The organism is Ruegeria sp. CH8 (assembly GCF_056536985.1).
In genome coordinates, this window is the sequence record NZ_JBQFQR010000016.1 from 1 (window position 1) to 19,456 (window position 19,456).

A 19,456-nucleotide genomic window follows, 5' to 3' on the forward strand; every position below is an offset into this window, starting at 1 on the left:
ACTGGTCTCCCGTCAACCGCGTCGACAACGCATTCGGAGACCGAAACCTCGTCTGCACATGCCCCCCAATGGACGCATACAAAGACGCAGCCGAATAAACAGCGGCAAAACAGACAAAACCCCCGCTCAGGCGGGGGTTTTCTATTCAGCGGCCTGTCTTTGTTGGGTCGAGGCCAGAAGCGCGGCCAGTTCCGGGCGACATGATCCGCAATTGGTTCCGGCCTGAAGGGCCTCACCAATGGCTTCGACCGAAATCAGTCCCTGGGTCTCGATCGCTGTCAGGATCGTGTTCACGCCGACATCAAAGCAGGAGCACAGAATTGGCCCCGGGTCCGGCATGTCTGCCGGGGCGCGGCCCGACAACAGGCCCAGATTGGGTGCCTGCGGCAGCGTCGCCAGATAGTCGCGCATCACCGCAACCGGTTGGGGTGAGACAAACAGCGCCGCAACCAGCCGTCCGTTTTGGTGGCAGGCCAGACGGGCCACGCCGCGGGCGGGGTCCTCAACCGCGGTGATTTCGGCGTCGGGTAATCCGAACAGGTCGCGGGCCGCGGCGTGCCAGTCTTCGACGGGATTCAGCCCTGCCAGCTCTGCGCGATAGCCAGATTTTGTTGGGCTTTGCGCCCAGTAATCGCAGCTTGGATTCATCTCACGGTCAGAAACCGCGAATCCGTACCATTTGGCGTTGAACCGGGTGACATTCACGACCGACGCCTTGCTTTCGGGCTGGCCCGAAACCGGGTCGGTTGCCGCCGCCACCACCGCGTCGATGCGGGCTGAGGGTGCGGTTTCTCCGGTCCAGTGGATCGGGGCAAAGACCTGACCCTTCGTGACATCCCGGTTGATCCGCGCGCGCAGGATGGCCTTGCCATGCGGGCTGGTCACTTCGACCAGATCGGCGGCGGAAATCTTGTGAGCCCGGGCGGCGTCGGGGTGAATGTCCAGAAACGGCTCGGGCAGATGTGCCGACAGGCGGGGCGACAGCCCGCTGCGGGTCATCGTGTGCCACTGATCGCGCAGCCGCCCGGTGTTCAGCCAGAACGGATAGCGGGGGCCGGTTTTTGCAGCAGGCGCGCGCCATTTGACCGGCAACAGTCGGGCTTGGCCGTCGGGGTGAAAGAACTGCCCATCCGCAAAGAACCGTCCGCCCTGCCGCGTGGCGGTCACGGGCCAGCGCGTCGGTTCCAGCGCGTCGTAGTCTGCGGCGCTCAGATCGGCGAGGCCCGAGATATCGAAATCCTTGCCAAACCGCGCGGCCACGCCGGACAGAACCGCATGTTCGCGGAAGATCTCGCCGGGGCTTTGGTAGTCAAAGGCCGAGGCCCAGCCCATCCGACGCCCGACCTCGCACAGGATGTCCCAGTCGGCGCGGGCCTGTCCGGGGGCAGGCAGAACTGCGCGTTGGCGGCTGATGGTGCGGTCGGAATTGGTGACGGTGCCGTCTTTCTCGGCCCAGGTCGAGGCGGGCAGCAGCACATCGGCCAGCCGGGCCGTGTCGGTGCGGTCGGTGATGTCCGAGACCACTGTAAACGGGCAGTTGGCGATTGCGTCGCGCACCGCGTCGGCCTCGGGCATCGACACCGCAGGATTGGTGTGGATCACCCATAGCGCCTTGATCAGTCCGTCTCCAACGGCGCGGAACATGTCCACCGCTTTCAGGCCGGGGGATTCTGGCATTGTCGGCGCTGACCAGAATTCGCGCACGGCGGCGCGGTGATCGGCGTTTTCGATATCCAGATGGCAGGCAAGCATATTGGCCAGCCCGCCGACCTCGCGCCCGCCCATGGCGTTGGGTTGACCGGTGACGGACAACGGACCGCAGCCGGGTTGGCCGATGCGCCCCGTGGCCAGATGGCAATTGAGGATCGCATTGACCTTGTCACTGCCTGAGGTGGACTGGTTCACGCCTTGGCTGAAGATGGTCACCACCCTCTGCGTGCCGGTCCACATCTGGCAGAACCGGTCGATATCCTCCGGGTCCAGCCCAGTGACCGAGACATCGTCGGCCATTGCACTGTCCAGCGCCTCGTGAATGCCGGTGGTGTGGGGCAGGAAACCCGCATCGACCAACCCAAGCGCATCGATCTGGGTCAACAGGTGGTTGAACAACGCCACGTCGCTGCCCGCCGCCAGTGGCAGATGCAGATCGGCGCTGTCACATGAGGCCGTGCGGCGCGGGTCGATCACCACGATCTTGGTGCCGCGCGCCTGCCGGGCGGACATCAGGCGCTGATACAGAACCGGATGACACCAAGCCAGGTTGGAGCCGACCAGAACCACCAGATCGGCCTCGTCGATATCCTCATAGGTGCCGGGGACGGTGTCGGTGCCGAAGGCGCGTTTGTGCCCCGCGACGGTCGAGGCCATACAAAGCCGCGAATTAGTATCGATATTGGCAGAGCCGATGAAGCCTTTCATCAGCTTGTTGGCGACATAGTAATCCTCGGTCAGCAACTGGCCCGAGACGTAGAACGCCACCGAATCCGGCCCGTGTTCGGCAATGGTGTCGCGGAACCGGTCGGCCACCAGTTGCAGCGCGTCATCCCAACCGGTTTCAACGCCCGACACACGCGGGGCCAGCAAGCGGAGCGACAGGCCGATGGTCTCGGCCAGCGCCGAGCCTTTTGAACAGAGCCGCCCGTGATTGGCGGGATGGTCCGGGTCACCGGTGACCGTCAGGCCTCCGGCACCGTCCGGCTGCAGCAGAACTCCACAGCCGACCCCGCAATAGGGGCAGGTCGAGCGCTTGGCGCAGGCGGTCAGATCCTTCACGCAGCGCTCCTTTGCCCCAGCGAGGTGCTGTCGAGCAGGATGCGGTCACCGTCCAGTTGCACCGGGTAAGTGGCGATCTGACCTTCGTCCGCTCCTTGAGCCTGACCGGAATTCAGGTCGAACACCCAATTGTGCAGCGGGCAGGTGACGGACTGGCCGTGCACGATGCCTTCTGACAGCGGCCCGCCTTTGTGCGGGCAGCGGTCCGATGCGGCAAAGACCTCATTTTCTGCCGTGCGGAACAGGGCGATGCAGCCAACCGGGGTTTTTACAACCCGCGCGCCGCGCAGGGGGATGTCGTCGATATGTCCGATGTCGATCCAGCTCATTCTGCGGCCTCCAGTGTCAGATCGGCCAGCGGCGCAAAGCGCGGGGCCTCTTTGGCCTGCTCGGCCCATGGGTCTTTGCGGTAGATGGATTGGCTGAGTTCAAACCGCTCAACCAGCGCGCGGCGGTTGTCGAGGTCATCCACCACGGTTTCCTTGATCCAGTCGAGGCCAACCTTCGCCATCCATTTATACAGACGGTCCAGATACTTGCCGCCTTCGCGATAGGCTTGAGTGATGGCCATAACGACCTCGATTGCTTCGTCTTCGGTGGGCACCTGTACCAGCAGTTCGGTTTCCTTGACGTCCATGCCCGCCGCGCCGCCGATGCTGATCTGATAGCCCGAGTCCACGCAGACCACGCCGATATCCTTACAAGTCGCCTCGGCACAGTTGCGCGGGCAGCCCGAGACCGCCAGTTTCAGCTTATGCGGCGTCCACGAGCCCCACAGGATTTTCTCAAGCTTCACGCCGAGGCCCGTGCTGTCCTGCGTGCCGAACCGGCAATGGTCGGTGCCGACACAGGTTTTCACGGTGCGTAGGCCTTTTGAATAGGCATGACCCGAAACCAGCCCGGCCTTGTTAAGATCGGACCAGATGTAAGGCAGGTCAGAGCCTTTCACGCCCAGCAAGTCGATGCGCTGGCCACCGGTGACTTTGACCGTGGGCACATCGTATTTCTCGGCCGCGTCAGCAATTGCGCGCAGTTCCGCTGGGTTGGTGATGCCGCCCCACATGCGGGGCACCACGCTGAACGTGCCGTCCTTCTGGATGTTGGCGTGTTTGCGTTCGTTGACGAAGCGGCTTTGCGGGTCGTCCTGATATTCGACCGGCCAATCTGCCAGCAGGTAGAAGTTCACCGCCGGGCGGCAGACATGGCAGCCGTTCCGGGTTTTCCAGCCCAGCTCCTGCCAGACGGCCTCCTGACTTTTCAGCTCTTGCGATTTGATCAGGCGGCGAACGTCCTCGTGGGTCAGGTCGCAGCAGCCACAGATGGGCTGCGCGGTGGGCATTTGGAAGTCATCGCCCAGCGTGACCTGCAGCAATTGTTCCACCAGCCCGGTGCAGGTTCCGCAGGACGCGCTGGCTTTGGTCGAGGCGCGGATTGCGCCCAGATCGGTTGCGCCGCCTTCGATGGCGGTGGTGATGTCGGATTTGCAAACGCCGTTGCAGCCACAGATTTCCGCCTCAGGCGGCAATGCTGCAACGGCTGAGAGAGGGTCCGCAGAGCCGCCCCCCTGATAGGCCGGGCCGAAGATCAGCGTCTCGCGCATTTCGGACACGTCCTCGCCGTCGCGGATCAGGCCGAAGAACCAGTTACTGTCGCCGGTGTCGCCATACATGACGGCGCCGACCAGCTTGTCACCTTCCAGAACCAGCCGCTTGTAGACGCCACGGGCCGGGTCGCGGAAGACGATGTCTTCGCGAGTGTCGCCCTCCGCAAAGTCGCCTGCACTGAACAGATCACAGCCGGTGACCTTCAGCTTGGTGGACAGTGAGCGCTGTTTGAACGCCGTTTCCTCACCCAGCAAGGTCTGAGCCAACACCTTGGCCTGATCATAGAGCGGCGCAACAAGGCCAAAAATCTCGCCCTGATGTTCGACGCATTCGCCAACGGCAAAGATATCGGCATCCGAGGTGATCATCTGATCGTCCACATGGATGCCGCGGCCAACGGCGAGGCCCGTGTCCTGCGCCAGGGTGGTGTTGGGGCGAATGCCCACAGCCATCACCAACAAGTCGCAGGGTAATTCCGTTCCGTCCTCCAGCAGCAACGCACGGGCCTTACCGTTCTCGCCAGCGATCTCGGTCGACTGAGCGTTGAGCAGAACGGTGATGCCTTTTTCTTCCAACGATTTCTTCAACAGGTAACCTGCGGCCGGGTCCAGTTGACGCTCCATCAGGTGACCCATGATATGCACCACGGTCACCTCGGCCCCACGTGCGGCCATGCCTGCGGCGGCCTCAAGGCCCAGCAAGCCGCCGCCGATCACGACGACCTTGTTGCCAGCGCCCATGCCCATCATCTGTTCGGTGTCTTCCAAATCGCGATAGGCGATCACGCCGTCCAGATCATGCCCCGGCATCGGGATCATGAAGGGGTTCGAACCGGTGCCGAAGATCAGCTTGTCATAAGGCACGTGGCCGTTCTCGCCTTCGACCACTTTCAGGTCGCGGTCGATTTTGACGACCTTCTCGCCGAACCGGCAGGTGATGCCCCGTTCGGCATACCAGGCGTGGTCATGGGTGACGATCTCTTCATAAGTCTGATCACCGGCCAGAACCGGGCTCAGCATGATGCGGTTGTAGTTCCCGCGCGGCTCGGCGTTGAACAGGGTGATGTCGAACGCATCGGGGGCAGCGTCAGTCAGGTGTTCCAACACCCGGCCCGAGGCCATGCCGGCTCCGATGACTACCAGTTTTTGTTTCATGTCATTCACTCCGCGGCGATGGCATTGGGGGAAGGGGTTTTCGGCTTGGGCTTTGCGCCGTGTTCGTATTCCTCGAGGAAATCCAACACCTCTTGCCGGTATTCGTAGTAGTCGGGATGGGCCAGCAGCGCCTTGCGGGTGCGCGGGCGCGGTAGGTCGACATTGGTGATCTTGCCGATAGTGGCCTGCGGGCCGTTAGTCATCATCACCACGCGATCGGCCAGCAGGATCGCCTCGTCCACGTCATGGGTGACGCAGATGGTGGTCACTTTCGTGCGCGACCAGACCTCCATCAGAACCTCTTGCAGTTCCCAGCGGGTCAGGCTGTCGAGCATCCCGAAGGGTTCATCCAGCAGCAGCAGTTTCGGGCTGAGCGCAAAGGCGCGGGCGATGCCCACACGCTGGCGCATGCCGTTCGACAGATCAGCGGCGGATTTATTCATCGCATCGGCTAGACCGACGCGTTCCAAATAGTATTCCACCACATCCTGCCGCTCAGCCTGGCTGGCGCGCGGATAGACGCGGTCGACGCCGACCGAGACGTTTTCTTTGGCGGTCAGCCAAGGGAACAGTGAGGGCGACTGGAACACAACAGCGCGTTCCGGGTCGGCGCCTTCGACATGGCGGCCATCCAGCTTGATCGCGCCTTTCGAAATTTCGTTCAGACCGGCAGCCATCGTCAGCACGGTGGACTTGCCGCAGCCCGAGTGGCCGATCAGCGAAATGAACTCACCCCGGTTGAGCTTGAGGTTGAAATCCTCGACCACAGTCAGCGGGCCTTTGGGCGTGGGATAGATCTTGTGTAACTGGCTGAAGTCCAGATAGCGTTCGTCGATCAGACCCGTCTGCGCCTCTTTCACCGCCGCCGGAACACCGTGGATCGGGGTCACGTCGGGCAGGGTCTTGGTGCCTTCGACCTTGGCCTCAATTCCCACATCCATCAGATATTTGGTGACCTCGCCGCGCAGGGCCTTGAACGTCTCGTCATGGTTCATGGCCGAGCGGTCGCGGGGGCGGGGGATCGAGACCTTGAACTCGGTCCCCAAGGTGCCATCAGGGTTCAGCGGGATGATGCGGTCGGCCAGCAGGATCGCCTCGTCCACGTCATTGGTGATCAGGACACAGGTCTTGCGGTTTTCTTCCCAGATTTTTTCGATCTCTTCCGCCAGATTGCCACGGGTCAGCGCGTCCAGCGCCGACAGGGGCTCGTCCAACAGCAGAACCTCGGGGTCCATCGCCAGCGCTCGGGCCACATTCACCCGCTGACGCATCCCGCCCGACAGTTCGGCTGGGCGACGACCGGCGGCGTGGCTCAGGCCGACCATGCGGATGTAATGGGCAACCTTTTCCTCTTTCTCGGCTTTGGGCATCTTGGGGAACACCGCATCCACGGCCAACCGCACATTGCCCGTGACCGTAAGCCACGGCATCAGCGAGTAGTTCTGGAAGATCACCCCCCGTTCCGGCGCGGGGCCGGTGATCGGGGCGTCACGGAAGGTCACGCTGCCCTTGGTGGGAAACTCGATCCCCGCCATCAGGTTGATCAGCGTGGTCTTGCCGGTGCCGGAAAAGCCCAGCAACACCACGAACTCGCCTTCTTCAACCGAGAGGTCAATGTCCTTCAGCACAGCCGTCGCAGCGGTGCCGGTGCCGAAGGATTTGCTGACGTTCTTGAATTCCATCACAGCCATGTCGATCACCGGTTGTTCGAGAAGGTGAACAGGGACTGCAGCGCGTACATCACGCGATCCAGCAGGAAGCCGATGATGCCGATGGTGAATACAGCAACCATGATCTTGGCGAGCGAGCTGGAGGAGCCGTTCTGGAACTCATCCCAGACGAACTTGCCCAGACCGGGGTTCTGCGCCAGCATCTCAGCCGCGATCAGAACCATCCAGCCAACGCCCAAAGACAGGCGCAGACCGGTGAAGATCAGCGGCAGGGCCGAGGGCAGCACCAGCTTGGTGATCTTGGTGTAGGTGTTCATCTTCAGAACCTTCGACACGTTCACCAGATCCTTGTCGATCGACGCCACACCCAGCGAGGTGTTGATCAGCGTCGGCCACAGCGAACACAGCGTCACTGTAATGGCCGAAATCAGGAAGGATTTGGCAAACCAGCCGTCATTGGTGACGTAGACGGCCGAGACGATCATCGTCACAATCGGCAGCCAGGCCAACGGCGAGACCGGTTTGAAAATCTGGATCAGCGGGTTCAGTGCCGCATTTGCGGTGGGCGACAGGCCCGCAGCGATGCCCAGCGGCACGGCCACGATGGTGGCGATCAGAAAGCCGAAGAAGACCGTTTTGATCGAGGTCCAGATCTGGTTGTAATAGCTCGGCGCGCCGGTATAGGCGACTTCTTTAACCTTTTCGGGCTGGCCTGCGTCGATGAATTTCTGGTTCCGCTTTTCGACCATCGCCTCGAACTTCGCCTTCTTGGCAGCCTTGGCCTGAGCGTCCTGATGCAAGCTGACCGCCTCGGACCATACCTGAGCCGGTCCGGGAACAGCGCCCAGCGAGGTTTGTACCTTGGGCGCCAACGTGCCCCACAACAGCAGGAACGCGCAGATGGCCAGCAGCGGCACGGCCAGCAAACGCCAAATCTCGCCCATCTGGGCGCGGGGGTTGTCGCCTGCGGCGGCTTTCAGAACCGGGGTGATCCAGGACAGGCCCAAAACCTGAAACCATTTGTCGGCGGCGTTGATCCGGGTGAACAGGCGGGCCTTGCGGGCCTCGCGTTCAGCATCAGCGGATAGCGTATCGTGGTCGATGGCTGTCATCTTGCGGTCTCCTGGCCCGGGTTGCGATCCGGGCGGGGGTAGAATTCTGAGTGAGAGGGAAGCCCCCCGACCGCTCGGGGCCGGGAGGCAGGGGAGTTAGCCCTGAACTTCGGTGCCGACGACGACCTGCTCGCCTTTCAGACCAATCGGCAGGCTTTGCAGGTAGGCGTTGGGCTGGCGGGCGTCATAAGGAATGCCGTCGATGATATCCTCGGCGGGCGTCGGAGCTTTGTAGCCATCGCTGTCCCAGGGGAAGTCGGCCTCGTTCGCCAGACCTTCGTCCACCAGCATGCGAGCGGCGTCCAGATAGATGTCGGGGCGATAGACCGACTTGGCGACCTCGTCATACCACGCATCCGTCTGCGGCTCGGCGATCTGGCCCCAGCGGCGCATCTGGGTCAGGTACCAGATGGCGTCAGAATAGAACGGGTAGGTCGCGTTATAGCGGAAGAAAACGTTGAAGTCGGGCACCTCTCGCTTGTCGCCCTTTTCATATTCGAACGTCCCGGTCATCGAGTTCGCGATCACGTCGTAATCGGCGCCCACATATTCCGGCTGGCTCAGCATCTCGACCGCAGCCGGGCGGTTGGCGTTGTCATTTTCGTCCAGCCAGATCGCGGCCCGGATCAGAGCCTTGGTCACGGCGCGGGTGGTGTTGGGGTACTGCTCGGCGAACTCGGCATTGATGCCAAAGACTTTTTCCGGGTTGTTCTTCCACAGCTCATAATCGGTGATCACAGGCACGCCGATGCCTTTAAACACGGCCTGCTGGTTCCACGGCTCACCCACGCAATAGCCATAGATGGTGCCGGCTTCCAAAGTCGCAGGCATCTGCGGCGGCGGCGTCACCGACAGGAACACATCCGCGCCAATCTGGCCGGTCACGTCTTCGGGGCTGTAGTATCCGGGGTTCAGACCACCGGCAGCCAGCCAGTAGCGCAGTTCGTAGTTGTGGGTCGAAACCGGAAAGACCATGCCCATGTTGAACGGCTTGCCTTCAGATTTGTATTTTTCAACCACCGGGGCCAGCGCCTCGGCACTGATCGGATGTTGCGGGCGACCGTCATCCATCACCGGGATGTTCGGCTTCATCTCTTCCCAAATCTCGTTCGACACGGTGATGCCGTTGCCGTTCAAGTCCATCGAGAAGGGGGTGACGATATGCGCCTCGGTGCCGTAACCGATGGTTGCGGCCAAAGGCTGACCAGCCAGCATATGCGCGCCGTCCAACTGGCCGTCGATCACGCCGTCCAGAAGAACTTTCCAGTTGGCCTGTGCTTCGAGCGTCACAAACAGGCCTTCATCCAGGAAGTAGCCATTTTCATAAGCGACAGCCAAAGGGGCCATGTCGGTCAGTTTGATAAAGCCGAAGGTCAGCTCGTCTTTTTCCAGTTCCAGCGTCTCGGCCATCGCCGGGCTGATCAGGGCGGTGGTGGCGACAAAGCCTGCAATCAATCTTTTCATGTGGGTCTGTCCCTTGTGTATGTTCCCGGGTCACCGGGGGTGAAAAAGAAAAAGCCGCTGCACGCTCTGACCGGGAGGAGGTGGTCAGAGTGTGAGCGGCTTTGCTCAGTCGATCCCAAACTTTGGGAAGAATTTCCTCGACACACGCCATTGCGTGCCGTTGAGATAAGATTCGGAGAAACTCGGCCTCGGCTCAAGCAGTTTTGCTGCAATGCGGCGTGATTTTCTGCGATTGCGTTGTTTGACGCTGGTGATCGCCTATTTTTTGGGCGTCAGATATCCTGTGGGTCAAAAATGCGCCCATCCAGAAACGCGTCCCGTTTCAGCGACAACTGCCCGTTATGCGAGGCGACGGGGGTGGTTTCCCGAATCGCGCCTTCGAGTTTTTCAGACGCGCCGGGCAGGTCGGCCCCGATGTCGGCCAGCTGATCGCGGTATATATCGCTGCGGAACACGCTGCCTGCCTGCGCCCGCGCCAGATGCGGGTCCAGACCGTATCGTGTGGCCAGACGCTGGGCGATCCACTTGGCCTGACTGCGCCAGGGGAAATTCGCGGCCCCGTCATGGAATTCGAGGAATCCCGGCACTTCGCGCTGTTCCGCCTGCCCCGAGATGGTGAACCGGCCCGATAAGGCCCGATCAATCAACTCCGAGGGCAAGTTCAGGTAAGCATCGCGCGCCAGTATCTCGGCGGCGGCGGTTTGGCTGCCCGGCTGGCCCAGCCAGCGGCCTGCCCGCCAAACGGCCCGCATCAGTTTGCCCAGCAGATGCGGTTCGGTTTCTGCCCACTCGGTCCGCACCGCCAGCACTTTTTCCGGCGCAAAGGCCCAGATCGCCTGACCGGGCAGCAACAATGCCCCAGCCTGCGATTCCACCGCGACCGAGCCCCAGGGCTCGCCTACACAGAACGCATCCACATCCCCTTCGGCCAGCGCCTGAGCCATCAATGGTGGCGGAATGGTGCGCACTTCGACCCCGACCTCTGACAATTCGGTGGCCTCAAGCCAGCAATGCAGCAGTTCCACATGCAGCGAGAAGGGGAAGGGCACGCCAAAAACCAAAGGCCGATCCGCGACCGAGGCCAGCGCTGCGGCAGCCATGAACGGATCGTGGAAGTCGAAACCATATCCGGCTTCGCGCAGGCGGATTTCCAAAGCCCGGCTGACACCGATGACGTCTCCGTTCACCGACAGGACCGAGACCGCGGACAAGGGTTGCGTCACCCCGCCCAACCCAAGAGCCATTGCGACGGGTACGGGCGACAGCAAATGCGCCGCGTCCACTCGGCCAAATGCCAGCATATCGCGCACCGACGACCACGAGGGTGCAGCGATCAACTCCAGCTCAACCCCTTCGGCACGGGCAAGACCCATCTCATGCGCCACAATCAGAGGCGCGGCATCGACCAAAGGCACATAAGCGACGGGCAGGGTGACCGCGCTCATGACAGCAGCCCTGACGCGGTGACCAGCGCCTCGGCCACGTCGGCGACGCGGCGGCCCTGATCCATGGCGGCCTTGCGCAACAGGGCGTAAGCCTCTTCTTCCTCCACCCCGCGCGCCTTCATCAGCAACCCTTTGGCACGGTCGATCACCTTGCGTTCCTCCAGCGCGCGTTTGGTCTCGGCCAGTTCGCGGCGCATCTGGCGGACGATCTGAAACCGGGCGATGGCGGCATCCAGAACCGGTTTCAGCCGGTCGGGTTGCATTCCGTCGACCACATAGGCCGACAGCCCGGCCTCGATCGCGGTCGAGGCCAGATCCCCGGCGGCGCCCGACACGAACATCGCCACCGGGCGTTCCAACGGACCCGAGGCCAAGGTCAGTTCCTCAAGCATGTCGCGGGTGGGATTGTCGATATCGATCAGCACCACATCCGGCACCAGCGCCGCGATCTTGCGCGCCAAGCTTGAGACATTTCCGATCACATGCACATCATAAGAACCGGACGCCTTGAGCGCGTCGACGATGGCAATCGCGCGTTCGCGGTCTTCTTCTACGACAACTATGGTCAGGGCGTCGGGCATGGCACCTTTTCACCGGCTCTCCGGGCGACCTCAAGAGAATGGGGCGCAATCTGGTGAGGATTACGCATGAATGCCTAAAAAACAGTCAAACACATCCGGGGTCGTATGAAAAACCCGTTAACCTTTCGCCTATCGGAAACTTGCGACCGCGAACGGCACGGGCAAAAATGTCGTTTTCCGGATTCAAAGCGTCTTTTCCGCTTGCTGCGCCGCGGCGGGCTTTCTAGGTGTTGCGGTGGGACACCCCTCCCCAACGAGGGGCGTGTATCTGGAAGGGTAATACAGATGACAAATGAACAACCGGCAACGCGGCCGGCGAATCCGCGTTTTTCCTCGGGCCCCTGTGCCAAACCCCCCACATTTGAGCTGTCCAAACTGGTTGATGCTGCGCTGGGCCGGTCGCACCGTGCTTCTGTTGGCAAGGACAAGCTGAAAGCGGCCATCGAAGGCACGCGCGAGGTTCTGGGCATTCCGGCAGATTACAAGATCGGCATCGTTCCCGCCTCGGACACCGGCGCGGTCGAGATGGCTCTGTGGTCGCTGCTGGGCGAACGCAAGGTCGAGATGCTGGCGTGGGAGAGCTTTGGTTCCGGCTGGGTGACCGATGTGGTCAAGCAGCTAAAAATCGACGCCGAGGTGAAAACCGCCGACTACGGGCAGATCGTGGATCTCGCTTCAATCGATTTCGCCAATGACGTTGTGTTTACGTGGAACGGCACCACCTCGGGCGTGCGGGTTCCCAATGGCGACTGGATCGCCGATGACCGTCAGGGTCTGACGATCTGCGATGCGACCTCGGCTGCGTTCGCGATGGACCTACCCTGGGACAAGCTGGATGTGACCACCTTCAGCTGGCAGAAAGTGCTGGGTGGCGAAGCGGCCCACGGCATGCTGATCTTGTCGCCCCGCGCGGTGGAACGGCTGGAAAGCTACACCCCCGCATGGCCGCTGCCGAAGATTTTCCGCCTGACCAAGGGTGGTAAGCTGATCGAAGGCATCTTTACCGGTGCCACCATCAACACGCCGTCGATGCTGGCGGTCGAAGATTACCTGTTCGCGCTGGACTGGGCGGGCTCGGTCGGCGGGCTGCAGGGGCTGATTGCCCGCGCGGATGCCAATGCCGGTGCGGTACACGCATTCTGCGATCAGAATGACTGGATTGCCAATCTGGCCGAGGATGCAGCGACGCAATCCAACACGTCCGTCTGCCTGAAATTCACCGATCCGCGCATTCAGGACGGCGCCACTTTCGCCAAGGCCGTGGCCAAGCGGCTTGAGGTCGAGAACATCGCGCTGGACATCGGTGCTTATCGCGACGCGCCAGCGGGTCTGCGTATCTGGTGCGGCGGTACGGTCGAGACCTCGGATATCGAGGCGATGCTGCCGTGGCTCGCCTGGGCCTTTGAGGCCGAGATTGCGGCGCAGTCTGAAGCTGCCTGACTTTTCACCGGGCCGCCCAAGGCCCGGACCTTCTATACAATTCAAGGACCAGAGACTATGGCCCCCAAAGTACTCGTATCTGACAAGCTCAGCGAAACCGCCGTGCAGATCTTCCGCGATCGCGGCATCGACGTGGATTTCATGCCCGATCTGGGCAAGGACAAAGACAAGCTGGCCGAGGTGATCGGTCAGTATGACGGTCTTGCCATTCGTTCGGCCACCAAGGTCACGCCGACCCTGCTGGAAAAAGCCGACAACCTGAAGGTCATCGGACGCGCCGGGATCGGCACAGATAACGTAGACAAGGACGCGGCGTCCAAGAAAGGCGTGATCGTGATGAACACGCCCTTTGGCAACATGATCACCACCGCTGAACACGCGATAGCGATGATGTTCGCCGTGGCGCGGCAAATCCCCGAGGCCAGCACCTCGACCCATGCGGGCAAGTGGGAAAAGTCCAAGTTCATGGGGATTGAGCTGACCAACAAAACTCTCGGCGTCATTGGTGCCGGCAACATCGGCGGCATCGTCTGCGAACGCGCGCTGGGCCTGAAAATGAAGGTCATCGCCTATGATCCCTTTCTGGGCGAAGATAAGGCCGCCAAGATGGGTGTGGAGAAAGTTGAGCTGGACGAGCTGCTGGCGCGTGCCGATTTCATCACCTTACACGTGCCGCTGACCGATCAAACCCGTAATATCCTGAGCCGCGAGAACCTGGAAAAAACCAAGCCGGGCGTGCGTATCATCAACTGTGCTCGCGGTGGGCTGGTCGATGAGGATGCATTGGCCGAGATGCTGCAATCCGGTCGTGTTGCCGGTGCGGCCTTTGACGTGTTCAGCGAAGAACCAGCCAAGGAAAACGTCCTGTTCAACCTGTCCAACGTGGTCTGCACGCCCCACCTTGGCGCGGCGACAACCGAAGCGCAGGAAAACGTGGCGCTGCAGGTGGCCGAGCAGATCTCGAACTATCTGCTGACGGGTGCTGTGGAAAACGCACTGAACATGCCCAGCGTGACCGCCGAAGAGGCCAAAGTCATGGGCCCGTGGATCAAGCTGGCAGGTCATCTGGGCAGCTTCATCGGCCAGATGACGGATGAGCCGGTTCAGGCGATCAACATCCTTTATGACGGTGTGGCCGCCGAGATGAACCTGGCCGCGTTGAACTGTGCCGTGGTCGCGGGGATCATGAAAAAGTTCAATCCCGAGGTAAACATGGTCTCGGCTCCGGTCATTGCCAAAGAACGTGGTATCAAGATCTCGACCACCAATCAGGACAAGTCCGGTGCGTTTGAGGGTTATATCAAGGTCACCGTGGTCACTACCAAACGCGAACGTTCCATCGGTGGCACGGTGTTCAGCGACGGCAAGCCGCGCTTTATCCAGATCAAAGGCATCAATATCGATGCCGAAATCGGCGCGCATATGCTCTACACCACCAACGAGGACGTGCCGGGCATCATCGGTGCGCTGGGCCAGACCATGGGCGACAACGGCGTCAACATCGCGAACTTTACCCTCGGACGGTCCGAAGCGGGTGGTGAGGCGATTGCTTTGCTTTACGTCGACGAACCGGTCCCGGCCGAAGCCCGCGCCAAGCTGGCCGAGACGGGTCTGTTCACCCAGATCAAACCGTTGGAGTTCGATGTCGCCTAAGCGGTGTTGAATTTCTGAGACAATCCGTACCCGCGCCACCCAAGGCGCGGGTATTTTCTTTTCTGGCGGCCTGAAACGCGCCACAAGCAGGGTATTCGTTTTGCCCGAGGATTTTGCATGACCTCCCCCATCTACGCCGTTGGCGATATTCACGGTCAACTTGGCATGCTGGAACACGCGCTGCACCTGATCGAACAAGACGGTGGGCCGGATGCGCGCATTGTGTTTCTGGGGGATTATGTGGACCGCGGCCCCGACAGTCGTGGCGTGCTGGACCTGTTGATCGAGGGGCAACGGGCAGGCCGGAACTGGATCATGGTCAAGGGCAACCACGACCGGATGATGGCCCGGTTCGTGCAGGAGTGTGTGATTGCTGACAATCGCCTGCCGATCACGCTCAGCTGGCTTCACCCGCGTTTGGGCGGGCGGGAAACGCTGGGTTCCTACGGGGTCGAGGTCGTGGATGGGGACCGCATCTTTCAGGTCAACGAACGCGCTTGTGCGGCAGTGCCACCCGAACATATCGACTTCATCAATGCACTGCCTTTGTATCATCAGGAGGGTGAGTTGCTGTTCGTCCACGCGGGCATCCGACCCGGCATTCCGTTGGAACAACAGGCCGAGGATGATTTGATCTGGATCCGTCACGAGTTTCTACGCGACCCCGGCCCGCATCCGTGGCTGGTGGTGCATGGGCACACGCCGGTGGACCGGGCCGAACATTGCGGTATTCGGATCAATCTGGACGCGGGCGCGGGCTATGGTCGTCCGCTGGCCACGGCGGTGTTCGAAGGCCGCGACTGCTGGCTGCTGACCGAAGCAGGGCGGGTTCCGCTGACACCTAAACCTTGGTGAACAGGTCCTTGTAGTCCTCGCGCAGGACGTTTTTCTGCACTTTGCCCATCGTATTGCGCGGCAGTTCCTCCAGCACGATCAGTTTGCGGGGATGTTTGAACCGGGCCAAAGCGTCCTGCACATTGGCCAGAATGGCCTCAGGGTCCGGGGTCTGCCCCGGCTCGGGCACCAGAATACCCACCGGGGTTTCGCCGAAATCCGGATGCGGCACGCCGATCACCGCGCTTTCCAGCACGCCGGGCTGATCATCCAGCACCAGTTCGACCTCTTTGGGGTAGATGTTGTAGCCGCCCGAGATGATCAGGTCTTTGCCCCGACCAACGATATGGACATAGCCGTCCTCATCCACACGCCCCAGATCGCCGGTGATGAAGAACCCGTCCTCGCGCAGCTCGGCGGCGGTTTTCTCGGGCATCTGCCAATAGCCCTCGAATACGTTCGGGCCGCGCACCTCAATCACGCCAATCTCACCTTTCGGCAGTGGTTCCCCGGTTTCCGGGTCAGTGACCTTCAGATCCACATCCGGCAACGGGAAGCCAACCGTACCCGCACGACGCTCGCCGTCATAAGGGTTCGAGGTGCTCATGTTGGTTTCGGTCATGCCATAGCGTTCAAGGATGCGGTGCCCGGTGCGGGTCTCAAACCGCTCATGGGTTTCCGCCAGCAACGGGGCTGAGCCCGAGATGAACAGCCGCATATGCCCTGCCAGATCGCCGGTAAAACGATCATCGTCCAGCAAGCGGGTGTAGAAGGTCGGCACCCCCATCATCGACGTGGCCCGTGGCATCAGGCGCAGCATGTCTTCAAGGTCGAATTTCGGCAGAAAGATCATCGACCCGCCCGAAGCCAGCACCACGTTGGTCGCCACAAACAGCCCGTGAGTGTGAAAGATCGGCAGGGCGTGCAGCAGCACGTCGTCCCGCGTAAAGCGCCATTCCTGCACCAACGTTTCGGCATTGGACAACAGGTTCGCTTGCGTCAGCATTGCGCCTTTCGACCGCCCGGTGGTGCCCGAGGTATAAAGGAAGGCTGCCAGATCATCCTCGGCGCGGCGAACAGGCTCAAACGCGGGTAACATGCCCATGGACCGCCGCATCAGACTGCCCGAGCCGTCGGCGTTCAGCGTCTCTAACCGTGCGTTTTGGGCAGCCGTGATGGGGACGAGACCTTCGGCCTTTGCATCGTCGCAGACAACCAGCTTGGCGCCGCTGTTTTCAATGAAATACTGCAGTTCGGTGGTGGTGTAGCCCGTGTTGAGCGGTAGAAAAATCAGCCCGGTCTGCGCGCAGGCGGCATATAGCGCCAGCGCCTCGGGCGATTTTTCAACCTGCACGGCCACCCGTTCGCCGGGCTCCAGCTCATACCCGGTAAGGGCGTTGGCGATCTGCGCGGCCATGTCCAGAAAGGCCGCATGGGTCATGGTCTGACCATCGGGCAAGTTCAGGAACGGGGTATCCTTGCCCGCGTGAATGCCAAACAGCCGGTCATACAGCGGGTTTCCCATATCTTCATTCCTTTGCGCCTGCTCAATACGGGGCCGAATCTGTCGCGGATTGGTTGGGCGGTAAAGCGGAAAACGGGGTGAGGGTCAGAATTCCGTGGTCATCCTGTAGCCAGCGGCAAAGAACATCTTGGCAAAGGTTACCGGTTCCCCCTGCAGCCACGTGATCCGCTCGCCGGTAAACACCGGTTCACCTTCGGGCACGTCCAGAAATCCGGCGACCGTGGCATCGGCGCGGCTGGCCAGAAAGCTCAACTCGACATTGGTGAAGGGCACGGTCTGGATCAGCCACTCATTCGGGCCGATCTGCGAGAAATCCGCCTGCTCCACCTGCGGGACCGAGGCGGTGACGATCCAGCGATCCTCGTACTGAAACGGGGTATTGCTGTTGAAATGCATGCAACGTACATGCACCACGCTTTGTCCCGGTTGCAGGGCCAGACGGGCGCTGAGCCACTCCGGAGCAGTCGCTGAATTCGACGAAACCAGCGCATAGCGATAGGTGCCGCCCAATGCCTCGACCTCATCGCGGACCATGGGGATGGTGAACCGGGCTTGCCGCTGAGGGGCGCTCAGAACGCGGGTACCGGCTTTGCGGCGGCGCTCCAGATAGCCTTCATCGGCCAGTTCCCGCAGGGCGCGATTAACCGTGGTCCGGGTGCAGGAGAACTCGATTGCAAGCTCCTGCTCATTGGGCAGCAGCGAGTCCGGTTGCAACTCGCCCGACCGGATGCGCGCCAAAACGGTCTGCTTGATGTCTTTGTAGCTGGTGGTTTCGCTGGGCTGAGGCATGGCGCAGCTTTAGACCGAGGCCAGCAGGTCCGCAATCGCGGATCGATAAGCAGGTATGATCCGGTCGCGCGCGACGTGGCGTCCCTGTTGTACCATATGACGCCCGGCGGACCACAGATCGGTGACCAGCCCGTCGGGTGCCGCAAAACACAGCCCGTCCAGCAGTTGATCATCGCTGAGGGCGCAGATGGTCGGGTGATTTCGGTCAACGGCCACCAGATCGGCCAGTTTGCCCTCGGCAATCTCACCCGCGTTGCGACTAAGGGCCTGCGCGCCACCCAGCGCCGCCTGGGTGTAAAGCGCGTGACCGACCGAGCCGTCCTTGACCAGAACAGCCCGCTGTTGGTCGCGCAAACGCTGAGAATACTCCAGAGTGCGCAGCTCTTCGGGCAGGGAAATCCTAATGTTAGAGTCTGATCCAACGCCAAAACGCCCCCCTCCAGCGACATATACAGCGCCGTTGAAGATACCGTCGCCCAGATTGGCCTCGGTGATTGGACACAGGCCTGCAACCGCGCTGGACCGGGCCAAGGCAGAGGTTTCAGTATCGGTCATGTGGGTCGCGTGGATCAGGCACCAGCGCGCGTCGACAGGCGCATTGTCCAGCAACCAGGCTACGGGACGTTGGCCCAACGCAGCCTGCACATCGGTGACCTCCTGCACCTGTTCAGCGATGTGGATATGCACGGGTCCATCAGGTGTGGCTTTTAGCGCCTCGGACAAATCCAAGGGCGAAGTTGCGCGTAACGAATGCGGCGCTATACCCACTTCAGAGTCAGTGTCTGGCAACCTAGAGCGGCACTCATCGACCAATTTCAGGAATCGGTCTACATCATTGCCAAACCGCAGCTGCCCGCCCGAGAGAGGCTCTTGCGCGACGCCGCCATAGGTGTAGAGCACGGGCAGGTGGGTCAGGCCGATCCCCGTTTGCTGTGCGGCGGCAAAAATGCGTTGGCTGAGTTCCGACAGCAGATCATAGGGTACGCCGCCGGGTTGGTGATGGACATAGTGGAACTCACCGACCGAGGCATACCCGGCCTCTTGCATCTCCATGAACACCAGCGCGGCGATGGCTTCGATCTGCTCCGGCGTCAGGCGGTCCAGAAAGCGGTACATCAGGTTGCGCCAGGTCCAGAAACTCTCGCGCCCGGCAGCGCGGGTCTCGGTCATGCCCGCCATGGCCCGTTGAAAAGCATGGCTGTGCAGGTTCCCCAGGGCAGGCAACAGCACGTCGACTTGCACGTCCTCGGGGGCAGCAGCGGCCTGCTTCCGAATGCGGGTAATGCGCCCGAGGTCGATCTCGACCCGCACATCATGAGCCCAGTCAGAGCCTAATAAGGCTGTTTTAGCGTGGATCAGCATTCCGCTTCCAATTTGTGTAGACTTTATACTTTTACACATATACGAAAAAAT

Annotated in this window: 14 protein-coding genes; 3 read left to right on the forward strand and 11 right to left on the reverse strand. The window is 61.4% G+C overall.

Annotated elements, in window-relative coordinates; translation table 11 throughout:
• Positions 1-141: 141 nt before the first annotated feature.
• The 8 genes from ACR0ER_RS17540 to ACR0ER_RS17575 form a co-directional block, all read right to left on the reverse strand.
• Positions 142-2,772, reverse strand: coding sequence for a molybdopterin-dependent oxidoreductase (locus ACR0ER_RS17540; protein ID WP_480770049.1), 2,631 nt, complete (start codon positions 2,770-2,772; stop codon positions 142-144).
• The gene (nirD, locus tag ACR0ER_RS17545) at positions 2,769-3,101 is read right to left on the reverse strand and encodes a nitrite reductase small subunit NirD (RefSeq protein ID WP_170328020.1); all 333 of its coding nucleotides are present in this window, start codon (positions 3,099-3,101) and stop codon (positions 2,769-2,771) included. Before nirD ends, ACR0ER_RS17540 begins: the two co-directional genes overlap by 4 nt.
• Entirely contained in the window at positions 3,098-5,530 is a 2,433-nt protein-coding gene (gene nirB / locus ACR0ER_RS17550) for a nitrite reductase large subunit NirB (protein WP_480770050.1), read from the reverse strand. The genes nirD and nirB overlap by 4 nt, the downstream gene beginning before the upstream one ends.
• Positions 5,531-5,535: 5 nt before the next feature.
• On the reverse strand, positions 5,536-7,221 hold the full coding sequence (locus ACR0ER_RS17555) for an ABC transporter ATP-binding protein (RefSeq protein ID WP_480770051.1): 1,686 nt from the start codon (positions 7,219-7,221) through the stop codon (positions 5,536-5,538).
• A gap of 5 nt (positions 7,222-7,226) precedes the next feature.
• A complete protein-coding gene (locus ACR0ER_RS17560) occupies positions 7,227-8,312 on the reverse strand; it encodes an ABC transporter permease (RefSeq protein ID WP_480770052.1) in 1,086 nt (361 codons plus the stop codon).
• A 96-nt stretch (positions 8,313-8,408) separates the two neighbouring features.
• Positions 8,409-9,776 carry a CmpA/NrtA family ABC transporter substrate-binding protein gene (locus tag ACR0ER_RS17565; protein WP_480770053.1) on the reverse strand — a complete coding sequence of 456 codons (1,368 nt, stop codon included), beginning with the start codon at positions 9,774-9,776 and terminating at the stop codon, positions 8,409-8,411.
• 272 nt (positions 9,777-10,048) lie between these two features.
• Positions 10,049-11,221, reverse strand: coding sequence for an ABC transporter substrate-binding protein (locus ACR0ER_RS17570; protein ID WP_480770054.1), 1,173 nt, complete (start codon positions 11,219-11,221; stop codon positions 10,049-10,051).
• Complete coding sequence (locus tag ACR0ER_RS17575; RefSeq protein ID WP_170329586.1) at positions 11,218-11,802, reverse strand: ANTAR domain-containing response regulator; 585 nt, start codon at positions 11,800-11,802, stop codon at positions 11,218-11,220. The genes ACR0ER_RS17570 and ACR0ER_RS17575 overlap by 4 nt, the downstream gene beginning before the upstream one ends.
• A 285-nt stretch (positions 11,803-12,087) precedes the next feature.
• Here ACR0ER_RS17575 and ACR0ER_RS17580 point away from each other — a divergent pair, with 285 nt between their 5' ends.
• The 3 genes from ACR0ER_RS17580 (at position 12,088) to ACR0ER_RS17590 (ending at position 15,750) form a co-directional block, all read left to right on the forward strand.
• Positions 12,088-13,242 (forward strand): phosphoserine transaminase, encoded by a 1,155-nt coding sequence (locus ACR0ER_RS17580; RefSeq protein ID WP_480770055.1) that lies wholly within the window; start codon positions 12,088-12,090, stop codon positions 13,240-13,242.
• A gap of 57 nt (positions 13,243-13,299) precedes the next feature.
• Positions 13,300-14,895 (forward strand): phosphoglycerate dehydrogenase, encoded by a 1,596-nt coding sequence (gene serA / locus ACR0ER_RS17585; RefSeq protein ID WP_480770056.1) that lies wholly within the window; start codon positions 13,300-13,302, stop codon positions 14,893-14,895.
• Between the two features lie 117 nt (positions 14,896-15,012).
• Positions 15,013-15,750, forward strand: a complete 738-nt coding sequence (locus ACR0ER_RS17590) for a metallophosphoesterase family protein (RefSeq protein WP_480770057.1) — start codon at positions 15,013-15,015, stop codon at positions 15,748-15,750.
• Here ACR0ER_RS17590 and ACR0ER_RS17595 read toward each other — a convergent pair.
• The 3 genes from ACR0ER_RS17595 to ACR0ER_RS17605 form a co-directional block, all read right to left on the reverse strand.
• The gene (locus ACR0ER_RS17595; RefSeq protein ID WP_480770058.1) at positions 15,737-17,254 is read right to left on the reverse strand and encodes a malonate--CoA ligase; all 1,518 of its coding nucleotides are present in this window, start codon (positions 17,252-17,254) and stop codon (positions 15,737-15,739) included. The two genes, ACR0ER_RS17590 and ACR0ER_RS17595, sit on opposite strands and share 14 nt — an antisense overlap.
• 84 nt (positions 17,255-17,338) lie before the next feature.
• Positions 17,339-18,043: a GntR family transcriptional regulator gene (locus ACR0ER_RS17600; RefSeq protein ID WP_480770059.1), complete on the reverse strand. Its 705-nt coding sequence runs from the start codon at positions 18,041-18,043 to the stop codon at positions 17,339-17,341.
• 9 nt (positions 18,044-18,052) lie between these two features.
• Entirely contained in the window at positions 18,053-19,405 is a 1,353-nt protein-coding gene (locus ACR0ER_RS17605) for a formimidoylglutamate deiminase (protein WP_480770060.1), read from the reverse strand.
• Positions 19,406-19,456: the final 51 nt, after the last annotated feature.

Coding starts and splice junctions, on each gene's coding strand:
- nirD (WP_170328020.1), bottom strand. CDS start 3,101: ATGAGCTGGATCGACATCGGACATATCGACGACATCCCCCTGCGCGGC.
- ACR0ER_RS17565 (WP_480770053.1), bottom strand. CDS start 9,776: ATGAAAAGATTGATTGCAGGCTTTGTCGCCACCACCGCCCTGATCAGC.
- ACR0ER_RS17580 (WP_480770055.1), top strand. CDS start 12,088: ATGACAAATGAACAACCGGCAACGCGGCCGGCGAATCCGCGTTTTTCC.
- ACR0ER_RS17595 (WP_480770058.1), bottom strand. CDS start 17,254: ATGGGAAACCCGCTGTATGACCGGCTGTTTGGCATTCACGCGGGCAAG.
- serA (WP_480770056.1), top strand. CDS start 13,300: ATGGCCCCCAAAGTACTCGTATCTGACAAGCTCAGCGAAACCGCCGTG.
- ACR0ER_RS17555 (WP_480770051.1), bottom strand. CDS start 7,221: ATGGCTGTGATGGAATTCAAGAACGTCAGCAAATCCTTCGGCACCGGC.
- ACR0ER_RS17600 (WP_480770059.1), bottom strand. CDS start 18,043: ATGCCTCAGCCCAGCGAAACCACCAGCTACAAAGACATCAAGCAGACC.
- ACR0ER_RS17570 (WP_480770054.1), bottom strand. CDS start 11,221: ATGAGCGCGGTCACCCTGCCCGTCGCTTATGTGCCTTTGGTCGATGCC.
- ACR0ER_RS17575 (WP_170329586.1), bottom strand. CDS start 11,802: ATGCCCGACGCCCTGACCATAGTTGTCGTAGAAGAAGACCGCGAACGC.
- ACR0ER_RS17590 (WP_480770057.1), top strand. CDS start 15,013: ATGACCTCCCCCATCTACGCCGTTGGCGATATTCACGGTCAACTTGGC.
- ACR0ER_RS17560 (WP_480770052.1), bottom strand. CDS start 8,312: ATGACAGCCATCGACCACGATACGCTATCCGCTGATGCTGAACGCGAG.
- ACR0ER_RS17605 (WP_480770060.1), bottom strand. CDS start 19,405: ATGCTGATCCACGCTAAAACAGCCTTATTAGGCTCTGACTGGGCTCAT.
- nirB (WP_480770050.1), bottom strand. CDS start 5,530: ATGAAACAAAAACTGGTAGTCATCGGAGCCGGCATGGCCTCGGGCCGG.